Below are 21,622 nucleotides of genomic sequence, written 5' to 3'. Positions count from 1 at the left end.
ACGTGAATTAACCGTCAGGAATAATAATCATTTTTGGCGGTTGTATAGTCTGAGTTAATGGTTAATTTTCGTTATCGAGAAGGGGGCGGTGCAGAAACGACTGGGTGTTTTATCCATAGTTTTTATCAATACATGCTATCAAATAAACGATTTGTTCGAATTGCAGAAATTTCGTAAGTTACATTTTGTTAAAAACTTGAAAAGGAAAATAACAAAATGAGCACTATGACCCTAAGCCGCTATAAAAGCATTGAAACCGTGGTAGGTGCGGTCATCAATGGCTTATTCAGCTTATTTTTTGTTTTCCTGATCTTCGGTGGGTTAGACGTAGTGCCCATGCAAGGCGACAGTGGGCTGTTTATCGATAGCATTCCCCAGGGGCTGGCAATCGGCTTTATGGGGGCGTTTTTTCCGTCTTTTCTAACCCGGAAGCGCATCCGCAGCGGGCAGCTTCATGTGGATGAACATTCGGCTCAAGCGTCGTGGCTACCTTCTCATCCTCTTCTTCGCGCGCTCATTTTTGCAGTATTTGGTGCTGTATTGTCAGTTGCCTTTTTTGCGGTACTCACCTTCGCGATAAACATCGACGCCTTAGCTTTCAACAACGCAGCGATGTTGAAAACACTGTGGGGAATTTGTCTGGGTGGGCTGGTTGCCGCCATTACCATCCGTCTCGCGCTGAACGATTACGCACAAAAAGAAGAAGCATCAATATGACTTTGCACCCGTTTGTCAGTGGTGTTGCCCTGGTGAAGGCCGGGGCTTTTTAATTATTTCGATTTTTCCACTTATCCAGAACTGCCTGCGCAATGCCCAGTTCCTGCGTGGCAACACCGGTTACGCCGCTAAGGTCGACCTCACCGCACTTGGGTATGCTGTATCTGCTGTTGTGAGAATAAAACCTTTCGTGGGTTGTGAGCCCAAGGTCATCCGGTTTATTCAGTCACAGCAGTGCGTGGTTTCTGCGTACAACGTAACCGGTGAATATGCCTTTGTGATGAAAGTGTCGTTGGAGTCAACGAAAAGTCTGGATGCCTTGCTGGAATCAATGAGCGAGTTCAGTCATACCGACACCTCTGTGATCCTCTCGGCAATAGATTGCGGGGGGTTGCTGTTTAATTCATGATTTTTCAAAGGCTTAAGAAGGCTTGCGAGCTGTGCGAGTTGCATGCCGCATGCAACTCTTTCTACATTCGAATGATGTAAATATTATTCGTCCAGCATCACAACAGTAACGGATTTAGGCGGCAAGGTAATTAACATCCTGCCGTTTTGCTTACGTTTGAAAGCAACCGGCTTGGCCACTACGGTATTCGGCTCGTCAAAATTGTTAACGGCGTTCACTTGCGGCGCTGTTAACACTGAACCAGTCGCCTCTCTATAACTCTCCGCTTCTGCAAGAGGTTCAATTTCAACAGAGTTTACCGGATCAATGTTGATCAACGCCATCCAAAGCTGACCGTCGTTGTTTTTTACGGTAACAACATCGAACTGCGGCAATGTTTCATTGTTTACCGTTATTGTTTCCGCTTGGAAAGTTGAAGGCAGTAATGTGCTGTCCTGGAATGGAACATACATCTTATAAAGATGATAAGTGGGGGTAAGCACCATCTCATCATCTTTCGTCAGGATCATGCTCTGAATAACGTTAACCATTTGCGCAATGTTGGCCATTTTTACCCTGTCTGCATGACGCATGAAGGTATTCAGGGTGAGCCCGGCTGTAATGGCATCCCTAAGACTGTTTTGCTGCTTCAAAAACATCGGGTTTTCGCTGATGTCGGGTTTCAGCCAGTTGCCCCATTCATCAACAACAAGTGCCACACGTTTCTCCGGATCATATTTGTCCATAACGGCAATGTGTTGATTCAGTACATCTTCCATCTCCATCGCCATAGAAACAAAGCGTACATACTCCGCCTGACCAAAGTTAACGGACGAGTCTGACATCGGCCCTCTGGACATGGTGTAATGATGAATAGACATGGCATCGAATATGGGAAGGTAGCCGGGTGCCGATGCCCAACTTTTCATCAGGCTTTCAGTAAAGGCAGTATCGTCGTCATTTGGACCGGCAGCTACTCTTACCATGGCGTCGGGATTGCTGGCACCGTGATCAAATAACAAATCAATTCCCGAAAAACGCTGCTGCGGATTGTGATTCAAAGCAAATACACTGAAAGGTTTCAGTTTAGCAAAGTACTCGCTAGCAGACATCGCGCCGCCACAACCCCATGCTTCATTGCCAAAACCGATGTATTTAACCCGGTAAGGTTCGGGGTGCCCGTTCTCAGCCCGCAATGAAGCCAGCGAGGTAGAATTATAAGACGTGAGATACTCAAGCCAGTCAGCGGCTTCTTTTACCGTGCCGGACCCCACATTAACCGTGAGATAAGCTTCACTGCCAATCTGCTCAGCCAGTTCCATAAACTCGTCTGAACCGAACTGGTTCGGCTCAATCACATTACCCCACGCATTACTACGGGAGACACGGGTTGTCTGCGGGCCAATGCCTTCCCGCCAGTGATACTGATCGGCAAAGCAGCCGCCTGGCCATCTCACCACCGGCACATGTAACTGTTTTAATGCGCTGATGACATCATTTCGTAATCCGTTTGTGTTCGGTATATCAGAGTCTTTACCTACCCAGAGGCCGCCATATACACCTTCACCGATGTGTTCGACAAATTGGCCGAATATATCTTTATTTACCACCGGACCGGGCTGATTAACCGCTATTTGCACCTGTTCTGCCGCTGTGACCGGGAAAAAGCATGGTGGCAGTGCAAGTAATACGCTGACGAAGGATAACGCTGTAAATTTTTTCATGGAGCGACCTTTGGATAAAAGATAGGTTTATAAGGAAAAAAGGCAATCTGCGGTAACAGATTGCCCGGTTTTCTTACCACTTCAGCGACACATCGCCCAACAGACCAGAAGGTCGAAGCGGTGCGTCCGGCACATAGGCGGGCAGGGTGGTGAAGGTATACTTCTGCTTCACATCCGGCTGCGCGTCACCGATTAGGCGGTTCACCCACAGGTTTGTGATATTCAGCGTTACCGTATTCTCACCGGCTTTCAGGTAGTCCGATACGTCTACGTCGAACGGCGGCTTCCACAGCGTGTTCAGTACCTGTCCGTTCACCACCACTTCCACCACATCCCGCACATCTTCAATATGCAACTGCACAGGTTTGCCCTGTATCGCTTTGTCAATGTTGAAAGATTGGGTGTAGCTGGCGGTGCCGGAGAAATAACGGATACCGGTATCGTCCGACTCTGCCCAGTTACCGGCTGATAAGGTCGCTTTGGCTGGCGCGCCACGGTCTTGCTGGAAGGTTACCTGCCATTGGTCTTTCAGCGTTTTTGATTTGCTGAACGTGGAAGCAACCTTACTCACTTTTGCCGGTGAATCACCGAATACCACATAACCCGATTCGTAAGGTGCCAGGGTCTTTTCAATCACGGTGATCCCGTCTTTTACTTTGCTGTTTAAGGCAGTCACGGCACCGGTAACCGCGTTGTAGTGATATGGCTTCTTGCCCGACACATTGAACGACAAGGTGACCGGTTCTTCACGGTTTTTACGGTTGGTGTAGTAATAAATCTCTTCGCTGTCTGTCTGACGGTGAACGAAGTACAGGGTGGTATCGTTATGCTTTCCAGCATAGCGGAAATCCGGTGTGACACCGGCTTCTTTAATACCGCTCTCTACGTTGTCGGCGTTGATAACACGGCCTTTACCGGTTTTGCCGCTCCACAGCTTATTGGCAAGATCTGTAAACCGGGCGGCATCGTCTGCCAGCGACGGGCTGGCAAGAGGCTGCTTGCCAATCACCGTTGCACCGTTCGTCACCAGTTCAGCAATCCGCTCAAGCACCGGTAAGGTCATGTATTGCGAGGTACCGCCAAGATACAACACGGCATAGCGCTGGCCGGAATCTGTGCATAAATCCTTACCGCAGTTTTCGAGCAGCTCAGTAATGATGTCGTTATTCACATAGTCATACGCATTTTCCAGCGGCACATCTTCTGAGGGCTTGTCGTTGTAAAGCGCGGTAGGCGGCGTGTCTTCACCGTAGAAGTAAGCCACATCCGCTTTGAAGTGACCCTGCTGCAGCATGTAAGCGTTACGGCTGATGTAGGTTACCCAGGGTTTGGCATATTCTGCCCAGGTTTCCAGACGGTTAAAGTACTGTCCAAACACAAATAAACTCAGGCCGGGGCCTTCGTCGTTGGGCTGGTGAACCGATGTATGAATGATGGGGCGATTAACTCCCAGCGCAAACTCCATGTCTATCATGGGCTGCAAATCCCGAGGCGAGAAGGCCCAGGGCGAAGACGCCGACGTCAGCGATTCTGCCGCTACCAAGTTTTGCCCGTAGATGTGCGCCACAGATGCCGCTTCGCGGATATCTGCCCAGTACTGCGGCTGCGGCCCAACCTGATTTTCGGTATCGAAGGCCCACATGGCGGCCATGGGCACATCGGCATTACTGCGAATACGCATGCCGTCCCCCAGAGTCGGACGACCATTCTCTAGCGCTTCGGAGTAATGTTTCAGGCCCGCTTCTTTTACCCGCTTGCTGATCACGGCGTAGTGGTTGTCTGCCAGCATTTCGCCTAAGGTTAAGCGGTAGTCGTAGAGAAATTTATCGGTTTGTACCGCATCACCAATGATCACGCCAACCAGGGCCGGTAACCAGGGCGTTAAGTCGTAACCTCGACGCTGCTTGAATTCCGCAAACATGTTCGGCGTCCAGTTCGATGCGCCCACTTCAATACTGTCGTTGAGTAACGCTTTTACGCCTTCACCTAAGGCGTACTCGCCGCTGGCGTCTTTGTATATGTTGAGATAGTGGTCGATGTATGCATTAACCGCGTCTGCATCGTATTTATCGACTTCCAGCCCGGTGGCTGCCACTGTCGCCGGATGGTTTTCTTTGCCGGTTAAGCTGTAACCCAGGCGGATAATTTTCCATTGCCCTTTTTCGGGGTGCCAGTTCAGTGAGCCATCTGCGTTGAGCTTGTCGGTAATATCAATAACGGCGTCTTGGGCGATGCCTTGTTCATCGTGTTGATACGACAGTGGATAGTAGTCTTCAACAATGCCGAAACCGGCTTTATCTTCGAAGCGATGCACTTTTGCCTGCGGGTAAAAGGCCACTTCCAGCAGGTTTACCGGCTCTTGTTTCTTCTCACCGGTAGGTAACTGAAAGCCCGGCGGTGGCGCAGCGCCCGGCGCGGCAGAAGACGGTAACGCAAACTTACCGTTCGGGTTTGCGGTCATCACAATTCGCATATACTGCGCGTTAACCGCTGGAAAGCTGATGGTGGTTTGAGTGGTTGAACCTACCGGAATGGTGGTGACATTTTCAAAGTTTTTACCATCAACACTGGCTTGCAGGGTGGGTAAAAAGGCCGCCGGGATAAACATGCCCGGTGGTGGCATGGCAAAAGATAAACTGCTGACGGTTTTGCTTTCACCGAAATCGAAGGTGATTTCCAGCGGGGTATCCGGGTGTGACGTACTGTTTGTGGATGCGCTGAAAGAACTGTCACTTAATACCGCTAAATCCAGCTTATCATCATTGTTGGTGCTTACCGAAACTGGCTGAATGCGTTGGTCGTGTACCGGTACCGCCAGCACGGCGATGTCTTCGTAATGTACCGGCAAAGTTTTGTGACCATGGGCCGGATCAGCAAAGATTTCGTCCGAACCATAAAAATCCTGAAAAACGCCGGTATTGGTGGGCGGTTGGGGTACCCGAACGGCTTTTTTCTGTCTAGCGTCGATGGTAATTTCGCTCCACGCCAGCTTTTTCATGCCTTGTTCCGGCTTCACCCAGGGGCCACCAGTTTCACTCCAGCCCGGCGACGCGGCGATACCGAATTCAAAATTGTGTTTATTCGCTTCGCCCAGCGCATATTCAAAGGTGTCTTTCCAGGCCGGTGTCATGTATTCCAGTGTGGTATCAACAATCTTCGGTGTCATTAACTGGGCATCAAAGTTCTGCACGCCGCCAATGCCCACACGGTTCATCCAGTCTAAATCTTTGCGGATACCCTCTTGCGTAATATTCCCGCTCATCCAGTGCCACCACACTAAAGGTTTGGCAGATTGAGGCGGGGTGAGGAAGTCGTCTTCGAGGGTGCTTGCAGCGCTGTAAAATGAAAGCAGAGAAAGGCCCAGCGCCACTTTGGATAATGTGAATAGAAACGGTTTTACGGGTTTGGTCATAAACTTGCCCCTTAAAAATGATAATGAGGGCTGGCACTTTCGTGGCAGCCCTCAGCGTAGGAAGATTAATTAAAAACGGGTTCTGAAGCCAACGGATAAGAAGCGGCCCATGCTCTTATAAGCCACACCCTCATCGATGTTGCGGAACGGAGGATCTTCGTCCGTTACGTTATCAATGTTGAACGTCACCTGCGTATCCATGCTGAAGTCGTAACTGGCGAACAGCGACAAGGTGGTGTAGGAATCGATATGTTCCTCTGCCACATCAGCACTGCCACGGTAGTAAACCGTACCGGAGAAGTACCAGTCGTCACGACGTAAGCCCAGCGTGGCCACACTGTTGAAGGCTGAAATGGCTTCGTTGAAGTCACCTAGCGCCAGCGTGTCGTTAAAGCCCGCGCCTTTTACGTTCTCTTTGTCACGGTTCATGATGTAGGTACCGCTTAACGAGAAGTCCAGCTCGCCTAAGTCGATATCGCCAAACCATTGCACTGAGTAGTCCAGACCATCAACTTCGTAAGCGCCCATGTTCGATTTACGCTGGTCGCTTACCACATAAGGTAAGCCGTAAATGTCGACCATTGTTTGCAGGCTGTCATAACCCTGAGTAGGGAAGTCGCCGAATTTCGCGATGATTTCTTCCACCGATGACGGGTTCACAATGTAGTAGTCTTCATTCACTGCCGCATCGTAATACGCCGGGCCGAAGTAGAAACCTGCGTTTTGATCGAGACGGTCTTCGTAAGCAATGCTCCAATATGTCAGTGACACCTTCGTGGAGTCAGTCACGTACCAGTCGGTCCCTAACGACATGGTTTCTGCAGTTTCAGGCTTAATGCCTTCTGACGCACCGCCCAAAGTGAATGACGGTTTAAAGAAATCCGGGAAGAATGGACTGTCTGATGAACGCAGCGGACTGATTGGCAGGAACAGTTCATACTGCAGCGGTGCCGCTAAGTCAGCCAGTGCCGGCGCGTGGAATGATGTGCCCCAGGTACCGCGAACGGTAACGTCTTCTGTTGGGTTCCAGGTCACCGCAATTTTCGGGTTTGAACTTGAGCCTACATCGTTATACTTGTCGTAACGGCCGGAGATCGACACGTCCAGATGCTGGATACCCGGCATCATGTTGCTATCACCGATAATCGGGATATAAATTTCACCGAAAACCGATTTTACATTGCGGTCTATGTCGCGTGTTGAAGAGGTCGACGGGTTACCTACTTCACCAGCCGTGACTTTCTGATAAAACGATTCTTCACGGTACTCAGACCCAACAGCTGCTCGCATCATGCCACCGGCAATTTCGAACAAATCACCATTGGCGATGACTTTGAATTCCGTTAAATCCTGATCGGTACTGGTATCGTCCAGCCAGTTATTGATGCCTGCCAGCACTGAGGCACTGGTTTGCGACACATCATAAGGGTTTAGTGCCGTTTCTGTGGTGCTGGCAGAAAGCGCAGCTAGTTGCGCATTCGCGTTAATAGAGAAGTCGTGATAGTAAGACGTACTCTTACCGTAGTTCACGGTACCTTTTAACTTCCAGGTATCAGTTAGCTGATAAGTCAGGGTTGGCGTGATTTGCCATTGCTCATACATGGACGGGTTCGCGCCAGCGCTGCCCCATACATCCGCATACGAGAATGAAACGGTGTTAGAGGTTTCATCACCTACAGCCACAAAATAGGGGTTGTCAGAGGTAATCGTTGCAGAAGCACGAATATCGGAAGGGTCGTAATCGGTTGCTTCACGGCGAGAATAGTACGCCAGCACATCTAAACTCAGGCGGTCAGACAATTCCTGGGTCAGGTTGGCAAACAGCGAATAACGCTCTTCTTCCGGATAGTAAGACTGATCGTCGTAGGTAGAACAGTAGTTCGGCGACGATGCATCAACACCCGGCATGCCGTATAAAGTATTGTCCAGCAGGATGTTGCCCGGTGTACAAGATGTTGAGCGATAGTCGGCGCCGCCAACATCGGTGAGATCTTCTTTAATGAAGTCCTGATCTTTACCGTACATCGGTGAACGGTCGCCGTACGAGAAAGCCGTCACTAAGGTGCCTTTATCCCAGCTGGTACCAAAGCCGCCAGAAATATCGATGCGATCGTAATCGCCATGGCCCATGCCATACTGAGCGCTGATTTCGCCGCCTTCCATATCCTTTTTAGGAATGAAGTTAATGACACCGGCAACGGCATCAGAACCATAGATAGACGAACCACCGTCAGGAATCACTTCTACACGTTCCAGCAAACTTGCCGGAATCATCGACGAATCAACCCAGTTCATCGGGCCCACTGGCACTAAACGGTTACCGTTCAGCATAACCAGCGTTGCCATACCACTTAAGCCGCCAATACCGCGAATTTGTGGTGGCTCAAAAGGAATGGATGCTGTGAGGGTGTTTTCCGGCACGGCGTTGAAGTCGGCCATTTGTGGAATGCGACGAAGCAAATCGGTGGCAGAAGTTACACCCTGCTCAATGATTTTCTCTTCGTTCAACCCGATGACATTGGAACCAACAGGGTTAACGCCTTCAATCAACGTACCGGTAACGGCGATGACTTCAACGTCTTCCTCGTCTTCTGCTTGTGTGTCCTGAGCAATGGCAGTAGCGCTTAATGAAACGCTTAATCCTGCTATTACAGCCAGGGAAAGTTTATGTAGTGGCATGGTTTTGTGCATTGTTTTATCTCTCAGTGTTAACCGACAGGTGCTTAATTTGTTAACAAGATTTAACAATGCGTATACAAAAGTAAAATACTATATTTTTAATAATGTATTGGCTGAGACTATGGAAGCGCGGGTGTGCAGAACTGGAAAGGGTTGCAGGCTGGCTAAAATTAGAGTGAGTGAATGTAAATAAGGTGAAAAAGTATTATTTAGGCTGTTCTCCAAGACAAAATTTCCCAATTTTCACGTCTGGCTATCTCAGTCACAAAAGGGTCGGCATTCACCACCATGGCCTTTTGGGCGTGGTTAAGCAGCGGTAAATCGTTGCGGGAATCGCTGTACATTGTGGAGAGCGGCAAGCCGGTTAATTGATGTTCCTGAAGCCATTGTTCTAAACACAAAAGTTTGCCTGCACCAAAGCTGAAAGGCTGAAAAGCCTGCGAGGTGAACTGGCCATTTTCAATGGCTACATCAATGCCAATGGCGTGCTTAATGCCTAACAGCCGAGCAATGGGGCGCACCACCAACGAAGGGCTGGCGGAAATAAGCATTACGATGTCACCCCGCTGCAGACACGCTTTTACATGGGCAATGCCTTCAATGAAGATATGTGCGTTTACCGTTTGAAACGCAAACTCTTCGGCCAACGCCTCTATGTCGTGAACTGGCTTACCCATAATGGGCTGAACCCATTCGGCCATATAAGCCTGCATATCCATTTGCCCACTGGTATAGCTTTCCATTATGGCTGCACAGCGGGTTTCAGCGTAGCATGCGCCCGGCCAGTTTTTCTGCTTCAGAAAGGTCAGCCAGTCCTGGGCGCAGTCTGCATCAATGAGGGTGCCGTCTAAATCGAAGACGACCAGAGCCGGTTGCGACATTGGGTTTCCATGTTGATAAATACTACTGAACAATGCCTTAAGACGGTAAACGACCGGCGTATTGTACAAAGCTAGTGGCGCTACCTGGCAGCGAAAGGGTTAAATCATACCGGCCATTTTCATCAACCGGTACCGGCACTTTTACGCCCACCGGCAGCGGTTGCTTTGCAAGTTTCGCGTTATTCAGCGACAGCGCATAGCCTTTTGCATAAGCGGTGATAAAGCAACCTTCCGTATTGGCGGTAAGGGTTATCTTTTCAAGCTGGTTAAGTTGCGTTTTGTCTATGCTAACCCGACGATGAAAGCCTTCCGGCCCCATTATCTGCAAATCAAATTGCGATGAGCCGTTTTTCTCATGGGCTTGCCAGGACGAGTTGTGCTTACTGGTCGTATCAATGGTGAAACGCCGGGGGATCTCATCAAGAGCCATGCGGTCGTAAACGTGGAAAACAGCAGCGCGACTGCCACGATTAATGAAAGACAGCGAAAGCGCGCCTTCAGTCGTTTCCAACTCTACATTGATATCGTAAAGGTTTGGCCGCTGAGGCCGACGTCCTTTTTCCTGTTGTGGCATGGTCATATCACCGGGTATCACCGGCACGGTGCGCTCTGGGAGTTCTCCTGCCAGCCGGGCATCTTCACGCGGATCGGGGAATACCGGTAAACTGCCTTTATTTGGCGTTTGAAAATCAAAGGCACTGACAAAATCGCCGCAGACAGCCCGACGCCACGGTGTGATATTGGGTTCCATTACGCCGAAGCGTTGCTCCAGAAAACGGATCACCGAAGTGTGGTCCATGACTTCTGAACTCACAAAGCCACCGCGGCTCCAGGGTGAAATAACATAAGCCGGCACCCGCGGGCCAAGGCCATAAGGATTCCCCATCAGATCGGGTCGCTCCAGGCTTTTATCTGCTTCGGAGACATGCTGGTGGTATTCGCCGTTTGTGGCAATCTGTGAATGACCAGCAAACTCGCCGTTTGTGCTTTTTGATGGCGGCGCGGGCGGCGGCATGTGATCAAAGAAGCCGTCGTTTTCATCGAACATGATAAACAGGGCGGTTTTCGACCACACATCAGGATTCGCGGTGAGCGCATCTAATACATCAGCAATGTACGCTGCACCCTGCGCCGGACTTGACGGACCGGGATGTTCCGAGCCTTCCGCCGTGGCGATGATGTAAGAAACCTGAGGCAAACTGCCCTTTGCGGCATCGTCGCGAAGTTTATCCAGCGCGCGGGTGGTGAGCGCCCGTTTGGCTAATTCGGGGTCACTGTCAGGTGTGCCAGCGTAGGAATCCTGGAAGGCTTTGAAGCCCACCAGTGGATTGTCGGTAAAGTTATCCGCCATGTCCTGGTAAATGGTCCAGTCGATACCGGCTTCCTGCAGACGCTCAACGTAGGTTGTCCAGGAGTACGCTTCAGCATAACCGCCGTTTTCCGGCAGATTGTCGTGGGAATTACCAATCGCCGGACCACCGTGTGTGGCATTGCCGTCGTTGGTGCCCGACCATAAAAAAAGACGGTTAGTATTGGTGCCGGTTTGCGATGAACAATAATAGGCATCGCAAAGCGTAAAGGCTTCGGCAAGGGCAAACTGAAAGGGCATGTCGTCCCGGTTAAAGTAGCCCATGGCGTGTAGGTATTTGGCATCTGGCCAGTGGCTCATGCGGCCGTGATCCCAGGCGTCCTGTGCATCAGGCCAGGAGTGCGGTGTGCCTTCAACCCGCATGTGGGCGAAATTCTGGCGGGTATTCAGCGGAAACGGGTGCACCCATTCCGGCCCTTCTTTGGTGGTATTTTGCTGAAGAAAAACATCCCTGTTCTGTTGTTTTTCCGTTGCTTTCGCTGGCGCCGGGTAGGGATCGGAGAACCCACGTACGCCAGAGAGGGTACCAAAGTAGTGATCGAACGACCGGTTCTCCTGCATCAGAATAACAACATGCTCCACATCTTTAATACTGCCGGATTTCACATTGGCGGGAATAGAAACGGCGCGGGCAATAGATGGGAAGGCTGCGAACAGTCCGGTTGCCCCGGAAGCGGCCAGAAACTGACGACGGTTAATATCGGCCATACAATCACCTTGAATTCGTTAAAAGAATATTCCCCCGAAAAGGGCGGGGGAATGTTAGTCTTGCTTTATGACAGATTAAGGGCTGACTAATTAAAAGTCTGCACCAACTGTCAGGGTAACGGTACGCGGCGAGCCCGGGTAAACGCTGTTAGTGCCCACACCAATGATGTATTCACGGTCCAGCAGGTTGTTTACGTTCAGGCGAACGTGCACTTCTTTAAGCTGCGGTGCAACGTCGGTGAAATCGGCACCAATGTAGGCATCAACCACTTCGTAAGCCGGCGCAGAAGCGCTGTTTTCAAAGTTGATGTAACGGTCGCCAATGTGACGCAACGACAAACCTGAGCTCATGGCTTCACCCATGTAATCCACTGCCAGTGAGTAGAAGGTTTCTGGTCCACCGTAAACTTGGTTACCCGCTACGATACCTGAATTGGCATCCAGACCGGCATCACCAGTACCCAGATATTCAGAATCATCGAAGGTATAAGAACCGGATACACGCAGGGCACTGGTCAACTGATAAGACGCCAGTACTTCCACACCGCGGCTCTTCTGACCACCGGCGTTGATGTATGAGCCGTCGACCTCTTCCTTATAGTCGATGCCTTCCAGTACGTTGGTATCGAGCTGAACGATACGGTTTTCAAACTTGATGTCGTAGAACGTTACCGCCGCTTTGAAATCACGATTGTTAAAACGGAAACCCACTTCGATGTTGTCGGAGGTTTCAGGATCGATGGTGCCAAGCTCGTTGTTCGACAGGCCAGAATCGATGATTCCAGGGGTAATAGACTTGTAGTTTTCGGAGTAGCCGGCGAACACTTCCAGGCCATCTACCGGCGTAGTGTAAGTTGCACCGACATACAGCAGCGGATCAGAAGTGTTATCCAGTTCTGCCGTGCGGTCGTCGTTGTAGAAATGGTCTACGGTGGTGTCTACCTGGAACTGCTTCACACCAATGCTGGCCGCTAACGGACCGACTTCCAGATTTTCCTGCACGTAGTACATCAACTCTTTCGTATTGGCTTCGGTTTTGTACTGTACCCAGTATGGCGTGCTGCTGAATTCCACGCTGGTTTGCGGGTTATTGATCAGGTGCCATTGACGAGTCACATCGGCATCGTAATTTTCATACCAGAAACCGGCGCGCAGGGTGTGCGCCACATCGCCGGTGGTGAAATCGTAAGAGGCATCACCGGTCAGGCCATAGCGACGGTTTGAGTAGTTAGACGTGCGGTAAGAGCTTACCGGCTCCACGTTGCCTACATAACATTCCGGGTCCTGCGCGGCGCTCAGACCAAAGCGGCCAGTACAGCTGCTCATTACTGAACCCGGCGTGGTAGTACCGGCATTTACGAAGTAGATATCGTCGCCGTTGTAATCGCCGTACAAGGTGTCGCCAGACAATTCTGCATCCAGTGTGCCGTCGCCGTCTACGTCAGTGACATAAGGCGGGATCCAGTCGCCACGACCATCCATGCGATGGAAGTAAGCCGAGGTGTTAAACGCGAAATCGCCAAAATCTTTGTCCAGTTTCAGGCTGTAGAATTTGTTGTCACGCAGGGCGCGCCAGCCGTTACGGTTATTTTCATCGAGGCTTGGCAAACCCGTCCAGTTGGCGTGCAGCGCATCGTGACGCGGGTTCTCGGCGTATTGTTCCAGCGAAATATACTCGTACTCATTTTCGTTGGAATCGTTGAACGTGGCGAACGCGGTAATGTTGTAGCCGTTGTAAGCGGTGATGAGCTTACCGGTGAGATAGTCTTTTTCGGTTGTCGCGGCATTATCCCATACGTCTTTGTTTTCAGACGAAGAGCCGCTGATGAAGAAGTACGTATCCTGGGCTATTTCGCCAGAGTCGTAACGGAAGCGGTATTTACTGGCATCCTGATCACCGGCCATGTAATACACGCTGATGTTCTCATCCATCATCGGGTCGGTAGTGATAAAGTTCAGCGTACCGCCCAGTGCTTCGTTCGAGCGCGAGCTGATGTCTGCCGTACCCTGACTCACTTCAACGGTTTCCAGATCGAACACGTCGATGAATTTGTTCGCCTTACTGCCGCCGCCGTAGCCTGAACCGCCGTTTGGCATGCCGTCGAGGGTGGTACCAATCTGACCATTATTGGTGTTAAAACCGCGCATGCGGATGTTGGTCATCCAGTCAGAAGAACCAAAGGTATCGGCCTCCTGCACGATTACACCCGGCAGCTCCTGCACCACGGTATTTACCGAGGCATTGGCCGGACGACGGGAAATCATATCCATAGAAACGGTATTTGAGGCAAACGTTTGCTTCTGACCAATGACGACAATCTCTTCAGTCTGCTGTTTTTGTTTTTCTGTTTCAGCTTCCTGTGCAACAACCGTGGCGCTAGCCATGGCAAGCATGAGTGGTGAAAGGGCAAAGCAGCTAAGCTTTTTCATTTCGATTCCTTGTGTGTGGTTTTCTGTGTGATTTCTTTTTCGGTCGGAAAGGCGCTACCCGACGCTGTGACGGCAGTCAGACTAGGACTGAAATATGACAGTTTGTGTGAATTGGTGTGACATTTTGTGGATTTGTGTGGTTTTGTGCTTGAGCCAAAACGCGAAGCAGATATACTTGCGCCATCATTTTCCCGGAGTGTTATTCATGACAGACAGGCGAACGGCAATGCTGGAATTGGTGGAATTACACCGTTCTATGTCGGTATCAGAGCTTTCCAAACAGTTTGCCGTTTCGGAAGAAACCATCCGCCGAGACATCAAACAATTGGAGTCTGCGGGACGAGTGGAAAAGATCCACGGTGGCGTGCGCTTGCCCGCTACCCAGCTTGAGCCGCCTTACTGGCAACGGGTAAATCGCAGCGCAGAAGTGAAAAAGCGCATAGGCCTGAAAGCTGCCGAGCAGGTACAAGACGGCATGACGGTATTCATCGACAGCGGCACGACCAGTTACTGGCTGGCGAAGGCACTTACCAGCCAGAAAAGCCTCACTGTGATCACCAATTCATTGGAAGTGGCGGCAGAGCTTGCTGGCAGACCAGATTGCAAATTGGTGATTGTGGGCGGTGTAGTGGATATGGATTACCGGGCCGCCTTCGGCGTTGAAGCCATTTCCCAGGCGAGTCGTTATGTGCCTGATATTCTGTTTCTCTCTGCTGGTGGTGTAAGTGCAGACGGGGGCTGGCTGGATTTCAGTCATGACGAAGCAGATTTTAAACGGGCACTACTGCCGCTGGCCCGCAAAAAAGTGGTGGTGACGGACTCATCGAAATTTGAAGCCCCAGGCACTGTGCAATTTGCTGCGTTAAGCGAGATAGACGGCGTTGTTTGCGAGCTGCAACCGTCTGCTGCGCTAGCCAGTGCGCTGCAAGCTGCAGGGGTAGACGTGGTGTGTGCGCCTCAATAAATTGTTCATATTTCATTGCTAGACTGAGCGCATCACTTTTCTTTTGAACCGCGGGCAATGCCTGAACCCAAAGTCACTTTCCCGGCACGCGAGCAATGGTTGTTTGTACTTAGCGCCGCCATCGCCGCCTTCTCTACCTATTTCTGCATGTATGCTTTTCGCAAACCCTTTGCGGTGGCAAGTTACGAGCAGGCCGATGGGGTATTCGGGCTGGATTTCAAAAGTGCCCTGATCATCGCTCAGGTATTGGGTTACGCGCTGTCGAAATTTATCGGCATTCGGGTTATTGCCCAGATGACCGCAGCAAACCGGGCAAAAGCCATCTTGATGCTGGTGATGACATCGGAAGTCGCACTGATTGCCTTTGCCCTGCTACCCGGCGAAAGTAAATTGCTGGGCCTGTTCTTAAATGGTTTGCCGTTAGGCATGATTTGGGGGTTGGTGTTCAGTTATCTGGAAGGGCGGCGCACTACGGAAGTGCTTGCAGCCATTCTGTCTGTCAGCTTTATTGTGTCTTCTGGTGTCGTCAAATCTGTTGGTTTATTTTTTATGCTGGAGCTCGGCGTCAGTGAGTACTGGATGCCCGCCGCCACTGGCGCGTTGTTCACTTTGCCACTGTTTTTGTCGGTGCGTTGGCTCGCCAAAACACCGCCACCCTCTGCGATGGATATTGCCTCGCGTCGTGCCCGGAAGCCCATGTCTCGCCACGATCGCCTTGCGTTGTTGAATCAGTATTTTGTGGGTTTGTCCTGTCTGATTATTGCCTACATGTTGTTGTCTGCCATTCGTGATTTCAGCGATAATTTTGCGGCTGAAATCTGGCAACATCTGGGCTATGGCGATGCGCCGGGCATTTTCGTCATGTCCTCGCTGTATGCTTCTCTCGTCGTGCTGGCCCTCATTGGCTGCGTAATGTGGATTAAACAGCACTTTCGCGCGCTAATGGTGAATCATCTCATGGTGGTGGGCGGCTTTGCTGGTATGGGTTTAAGCGCGTTGCTGTACCAGCTACACATCATTTCCGGCCTGAGCTGGATGATATGTCTGACCATCAGCATTTATCTGGCGTACGTGCCTTTTAACTGCATTATCTTTGAAAGGTTGGTGAGCCTGATGAATGTGCGGGCAAACGCAGGTTTTCTGATTTATGTTGCCGACGCCACGGGTTACGCCGGTGGCGTTGCAATTCTGCTGTTTAAAAGCGGCTTCGACGGTAACATCAGTTGGACCCGCTTTCTCATCGACAGTGCCTATTTTGTATCGGTATCAGGCATGGTATTGATGTTGGCGGCAGCACTTTACTTCCGCCGCCGGTTTATTCACTCGCTGCAATCAGCCCATCAAGAATTTCCACGACTTTCTTAAACTGTATTTTTGAGGCTAACTGCCGTAGCGCTTTGGCTTCTATGGCCGGAATAGTATGGGTTTCACTGATGGCGTCCAACTTTGAATTAAAGCCAGACAAATAGCCAATTTCCGCCATGGAGCGCAACGACACATACTGGTTTTTACCTGCCGGTGGTAGTGTCGATTCTGGCGTTTCAGCTTCTTGCGGTAGTTCCGGTTTTTGTTCGTAAACCCACTGAATACCCAGCCAATGACCTACTTTGTCCAGAAGATCCGGAATGAGGAACGGTTTGGTCAGATAGTCGTTGTGGAAGTGCTGGGCGTTATCGTCGGCATCCAGTTCCCGCACATTTGCAGAGATAATAATAATAGGAATTTTGTTCTGCGCTTGGCGAATCAATCGTGCTACTTCCCAACCGCTGATTTCAGGCATTTTAAGATCGAGTAGCAACAAATCGGCTTCGCCCTGCATTACCCGCACAATACCGTGTTTAGCCGACTCCGCTTTAATCACATCGAAGCCAAGGGGCGTGAGAATATCTGCCAGTAAATCCCGCTGACCGGCCTCATCGTCGATGGTGATGATGGTTTTGCGTTCACCTTCGTAGCCGTAGATTTTCTTCTCTTCCAGAATGACTGCCCGGTTTTCATCGGTAAGACGTGGCAGCATTAAGCTCAGCCGGAACTTACTGCCTTTTTCCGGTTCGCTGGTCACGCTAATTTCACCCCCCATGAGTTCAGCCAGAGCACGGGAAATGGTAAGGCCAAGACCGGTTCCGGCAACGGTCGTTTCGGTACCGGCTACCCGCTCGAAGGGATGGAAAATGGTCTCAAGATCTTTCTTCGCAATACCCGTACCCGTGTCTTCAACCGTAAAATGGGCCACTTCGTTGCGGTACGTCACCGTGAAATTTACGCTGCCCTGACCGGTGAACTTAATCGCGTTGGAGATGAGGTTGATCAGAATTTGTCGCAGGCGTTGTTTGTCTCCGGAAACCAGTGCCGGCAGATTTTTGGTAAAGCTACAGTTAAACTCGAGGCCCTTCGACGACGCCTGCTGTTCAAACATATTCACCATCTGTTCAAGAAAGCTGTGAAGCTGAATGTCTTCTTTGTGCACCGATAAGCGTCCGGCTTCGATTTTCGAGACTTCCAGCACGCCTTCAATGAGGTCTCCCAGGTGCTCGCAGTTGCGACGCATGGTGTTTAGCGGGCCCTGAATGCGGGTAGGGAGCTGGTCGTCTTTGAACAGCAATTGTGAATAGCCAAGCAGTACATTCAACGGGGTGCGTAATTCATGGCTAAGCCCGGCAAGATAACGACTCTTCGCTTTGTTGGCCGATTCCGCTTCCTCTTTGGCAATTTGATACGCCATGGACGTTTTTTCGTGGGCTGCCACTTCGGTAGCCAATGCCATGGTTTGAGAACGGAGCTCTTTCAACGCAGAGCTATTACTGATTTTGGCCAGCGTAAACAACCAGCTCACCACACCAATAATAATGAGCAGAAAGAAAAACACCTTGAATAGTGTCTCGCGTAATATCTCTCGAAGCTGAATGGATTCTGGCGGAATTTGCCAGTAAATCAGTGAAAGAATGGCGGCTGATATCACGCTGAGTACAAGTGTAAGAGCCAAACTCAGCGCAATGGGCGACGTGAGCAATTCGATAGTTTTCGGACTAAAGCGATTACGGAAGTAAGCTAGCGCCTGTGCCGATAAAGTGGCCCCTGGACGGCATTGGTCATTACAGCGCACATCCAGGCTACAGCACAGCGAACAAATGGGTTGTTGATACGCCGGGCAAAAGCTCATGTCTTCACGGTCGAAAGTGTGTTCGCAAATGCAGCAAGCTTGTTGGTCGCCCTCAAGATGCGCATGGGTTTGGTTGGGCACCAAATAATACTTGCCCTGTGTCATATAGCCGATAAGTGGAACGGTAATAAAGGGCAGAAAGAAGGCGATAAACGACCCCATCGCCACACCATATTCACCTAATAAGCCGAAGTGCGCACCGAAGCCTACCAGCGAGGCGAAGAACATCGAGAAAGTCCCTACAGGGTTGATATCGTATAGCTTGGAGCGTTTGAACTCGACGATGGGAGGGCTAAATCCCAACGGCTTATTAATCAATAAATCGGCCGCCACCGAACTCAGCCATGACAGCACGAGTACGGAGTAAATCTGCAGCATTTCTTTGATGGTTTGGTAAATCCCAAGCTCCATGAGAAGCAGGGCAATCAGAATGTTGAAGATCATCCACACCACCCGGCCGGGGTGATTGTGGGTAACGCGGCTGAAAAAGTTCGACCACGCTAGCGAACCGGCGTAGGCATTCGCCACGTTAATTTTGAGCTGTGAGATGATCACAAAAGCCGTGGCGATGACCACGCTGGCAGTGGTGTTGTTAAAAATGTACCCAAACGCCACCTGATACATGTGGGCAGGATCTGATGCTAAATCTCGGGTGACGCCTTGTTTCAGCGCCAGGTAGGCCAGAAACGAACCTAGAAACAGTTTTCCAGCACCAAAAATTATCCAGCCCGGACCGGCCATGATCAGCGCAAACCACCATTTGTGTGCACCTTCATTTTTCGGTTTTGGCGGCAGGAAGCGCAGCACATCAACCTGTTCGCCAATTTGCGCTACCAGCGATAACAGCACGGCAGAGGCCGCACCAAACATAAAAATATTGAAGGTGCCGGGCGACACTTCGGCATCGCCGGTGAAGTTCACCCATTCCCGCAAACTGGAGTCAGGATGGTTAAACACATACAGCAGGGGGATCAGTTGTAGCACTATCCAGATGGGCTGAGTCCACACCTGAAAGCGGCTGATATAGGTAATACCGTGGGTCACCAGCGGCATCACTACCAGCGCACTAAGGGCGTAACTTAGATACAGCGGCAGACCAAAAAGTAACTCCAGCGCCATACTCATAATGGCGGCTTCAAGAGCGAAAAAGATAAACGTGAATGAGGCGTAGATTAACGAGGCTATGGTAGATCCGATGTAACCAAACCCGGCTCCCCGGCTCAGTAGGTCTATATCGACACCGTATTTTGCCGCGTAATAACTGATGGGCGTGCCGCTAATAAAAATGACAAAGATAAGCGCAAGTATTGCCCAGGCGGCGTTTGTGAAGCCATAGTTTAAAGTTATGGCCCCCCCAATTGCTTCGAGCACCATAAACGACACAATGCCCAATGCGGTATTGGCAATTCGCGAGTAAGACCATTTTCGGGCACGGATGGCAGTGAATCGCAGGGCGAAGTCTTCCATCATCTCGTTGACCACGAGTTTATTGTAGATCCGGCGGCCGGTAGTTATTTTCGGAGTAGGCTGCATAAAGGTTTCTGGCCCGGTTTATGGCGATAAAAAAACATTCTGGTGCCGCGCAGAAATCGTCAGCGAAGCGTTGTACGAAATCATACTCGTAGTTTGGCATTTAGAGTATGGGAATAACGCGAGTATCAACTACGTAATTTAACTCATTCTTTTCTTTGAAGTCTCACCATACCATTTAGCCATAGGTATAAGGTATGACGCCAATCAGCAGTTTCTTACGATTTGCTCACCTTCCATAATCTCGCGTCGAGATGACACAAAACGCCAATAATAAAACGCCGGAACAACTTGAAGGACATCACATGAAACTAAAAAAACTGACACTGGCTGCGGCCCTTATTGCCAGTTCACTCGCTTCCTCAGTCACGTTCGCAAAAGATGACGATACCATCAAAGTGGGTGTGCTGCATTCTCTTACCGGCACTATGGCCATCAGTGAAACCACACTTAAAGACACCGTACTGATGATGGTGGATGAGCAGAACAAGAAAGGCGGTCTGCTGGGCAAGAAGATTGAAGCGGTAGTGGTTGACCCGGCGTCGAACTGGCCTTTATTCGCAGAAAAAGCCCGTGAGTTGTTGGTGCAGGAAGATGTGGACGTGATCTTCGGCGGTTGGACGTCGGTTTCCCGTAAATCTGTTCTGCCGGTTGTGGAAGAGCTGAACGGGATGATGTTCTACCCGGTACAGTATGAGGGTGAAGAATCATCGAAAAACGTGTTCTACACCGGCGCGGCGCCAAACCAGCAGGCCATTCCTGCAGTTGATTACCTGATGAACGATATCGGCGCAGAGCGTTGGGTACTGCTGGGTACCGACTATGTTTACCCGCGTACCACCAACAAAATCCTTGAAGCGTACCTCAAAGCCAATGGTGTTGAAGATAAAGACATCATGATTCAGTACACGCCGTTTGGTCACTCGGACTGGCAGAACATCGTATCTGACGTGAAGAAATTCGGTTCCACCGGCAAGAAAACCGCTGTAGTTTCTACCATCAACGGTGACGCCAACGTGCCCTTCTACAAAGAGTTAGGTAACCAGGGCATTTCTGCGGAAGACATTCCGGTAGTGGCGTTCTCGGTAGGTGAAGAAGAACTGTCTGGTTTCGATACGTCACCACTGGTGGGTCACCTGGCGGCATGGAACTACTTCCAGAGCATTTATACCGATGAGAACGATGCCTTTATTGCCAAGTGGAAAGCATTCATTGGCGACGAAGACCGAGTAACGAACGACCCAATGGAAGCCACCTACATTGGCTTCAACATGTGGGCAAAAGCGGTAGAGCAAACTGGCACCACCGACGTAGACACCGTTTCTGATGCATTGATTGGTATGGCAACGCCTAACCTGACTGGCGGTATTGCTGTAATGAACCCGAATCATCACCTGTCTAAGCCAGTATTCATTGGTGAAATTCAGGATGATGGCCAGGTTGAAGTGGTCTGGGAAACGCCGGGAACCGTGCGCGGCGATGCCTGGTCCGACTATCTCGAAACTTCTAAAAACCTGATGTCTGATTGGAGTGCACCCATGAACTGCGGCAGCTACGACGTGGTTAAAGGTGCCTGCACCGGCGCCAAATAATCCCTGCTCTGGCAACCGGGGCTGGCTCCCGGTTGCGCTGAACGAATCGGTTATCATTTAGCAAATCA

The 21,622-nt window shown here is 50.5% G+C and carries 12 protein-coding genes; 5 read left to right on the top strand and 7 right to left on the bottom strand.

The genetic code is table 11. The features are described from left to right. The first annotated feature begins 216 nt into the window (after positions 1-216). Together ACXAGX_RS11950 and ACXAGX_RS11945 are read left to right on the top strand one after the other, a co-directional pair. Positions 217-717: a hypothetical protein gene (locus ACXAGX_RS11950; protein WP_474838554.1), complete on the top strand. Its 501-nt coding sequence runs from the start codon at positions 217-219 to the stop codon at positions 715-717. A 172-nt stretch (positions 718-889) separates the two neighbouring features. Next, complete coding sequence (locus ACXAGX_RS11945) at positions 890-1,126, top strand: Lrp/AsnC ligand binding domain-containing protein (RefSeq protein ID WP_474838552.1); 237 nt, start codon at positions 890-892, stop codon at positions 1,124-1,126. Between the two features lie 83 nt (positions 1,127-1,209). On the opposite strand, the gene ACXAGX_RS11940 is transcribed toward ACXAGX_RS11945, so the two are convergent. From ACXAGX_RS11940 to ACXAGX_RS11915, 6 genes are all read right to left on the bottom strand, one after another. Further along, complete coding sequence (locus ACXAGX_RS11940) at positions 1,210-2,829, bottom strand: alpha-N-arabinofuranosidase (protein WP_474838550.1); 1,620 nt, start codon at positions 2,827-2,829, stop codon at positions 1,210-1,212. Positions 2,830-2,902: 73 nt separating this feature from the next. Continuing rightward, positions 2,903-6,241 carry a glycosyl hydrolase gene (locus tag ACXAGX_RS11935; protein WP_474838548.1) on the bottom strand — a complete coding sequence of 1,113 codons (3,339 nt, stop codon included), beginning with the start codon at positions 6,239-6,241 and terminating at the stop codon, positions 2,903-2,905. Between the two features lie 69 nt (positions 6,242-6,310). Then, on the bottom strand, positions 6,311-8,920 hold the full coding sequence (locus ACXAGX_RS11930) for a TonB-dependent receptor plug domain-containing protein (RefSeq protein ID WP_474838546.1): 2,610 nt from the start codon (positions 8,918-8,920) through the stop codon (positions 6,311-6,313). Positions 8,921-9,129: 209 nt separating this feature from the next. After that, positions 9,130-9,801, bottom strand: coding sequence for an HAD family hydrolase (locus ACXAGX_RS11925; RefSeq protein ID WP_474838544.1), 672 nt, complete (start codon positions 9,799-9,801; stop codon positions 9,130-9,132). Positions 9,802-9,838: 37 nt separating this feature from the next. Then, positions 9,839-11,878: a phosphocholine-specific phospholipase C gene (locus tag ACXAGX_RS11920; RefSeq protein WP_474838542.1), complete on the bottom strand. Its 2,040-nt coding sequence runs from the start codon at positions 11,876-11,878 to the stop codon at positions 9,839-9,841. Between the two features lie 90 nt (positions 11,879-11,968). Further along, entirely contained in the window at positions 11,969-14,308 is a 2,340-nt protein-coding gene (locus ACXAGX_RS11915; RefSeq protein ID WP_474824038.1) for a TonB-dependent receptor, read from the bottom strand. Between the two features lie 205 nt (positions 14,309-14,513). Here ACXAGX_RS11915 and ACXAGX_RS11910 point away from each other — a divergent pair, with 205 nt between their 5' ends. Continuing rightward, positions 14,514-15,272 (top strand): DeoR/GlpR family DNA-binding transcription regulator, encoded by a 759-nt coding sequence (locus ACXAGX_RS11910; RefSeq protein ID WP_474838540.1) that lies wholly within the window; start codon positions 14,514-14,516, stop codon positions 15,270-15,272. Positions 15,273-15,329: 57 nt separating this feature from the next. Continuing rightward, complete coding sequence (locus ACXAGX_RS11905; protein WP_474838538.1) at positions 15,330-16,637, top strand: DUF5690 family protein; 1,308 nt, start codon at positions 15,330-15,332, stop codon at positions 16,635-16,637. Here ACXAGX_RS11905 and ACXAGX_RS11900 read toward each other — a convergent pair. Beyond that, on the bottom strand, positions 16,588-19,965 hold the full coding sequence (locus ACXAGX_RS11900; protein ID WP_474838536.1) for an ATP-binding protein: 3,378 nt from the start codon (positions 19,963-19,965) through the stop codon (positions 16,588-16,590). The two genes, ACXAGX_RS11905 and ACXAGX_RS11900, sit on opposite strands and share 50 nt — an antisense overlap. A gap of 302 nt (positions 19,966-20,267) precedes the next feature. Here ACXAGX_RS11900 and urtA point away from each other — a divergent pair, with 302 nt between their 5' ends. Next, the gene (urtA, locus tag ACXAGX_RS11895) at positions 20,268-21,554 is read left to right on the top strand and encodes an urea ABC transporter substrate-binding protein (protein ID WP_070126030.1); all 1,287 of its coding nucleotides are present in this window, start codon (positions 20,268-20,270) and stop codon (positions 21,552-21,554) included. The last annotated feature ends 68 nt before the right edge of the window (positions 21,555-21,622 follow it).

Source organism: Alteromonas sp. ABV4_515, assembly GCF_056160345.1.
The sequence above is the reverse complement of the archived record's forward strand: the minus strand, read 5'-3'. Positions and strand labels throughout refer to the sequence as shown.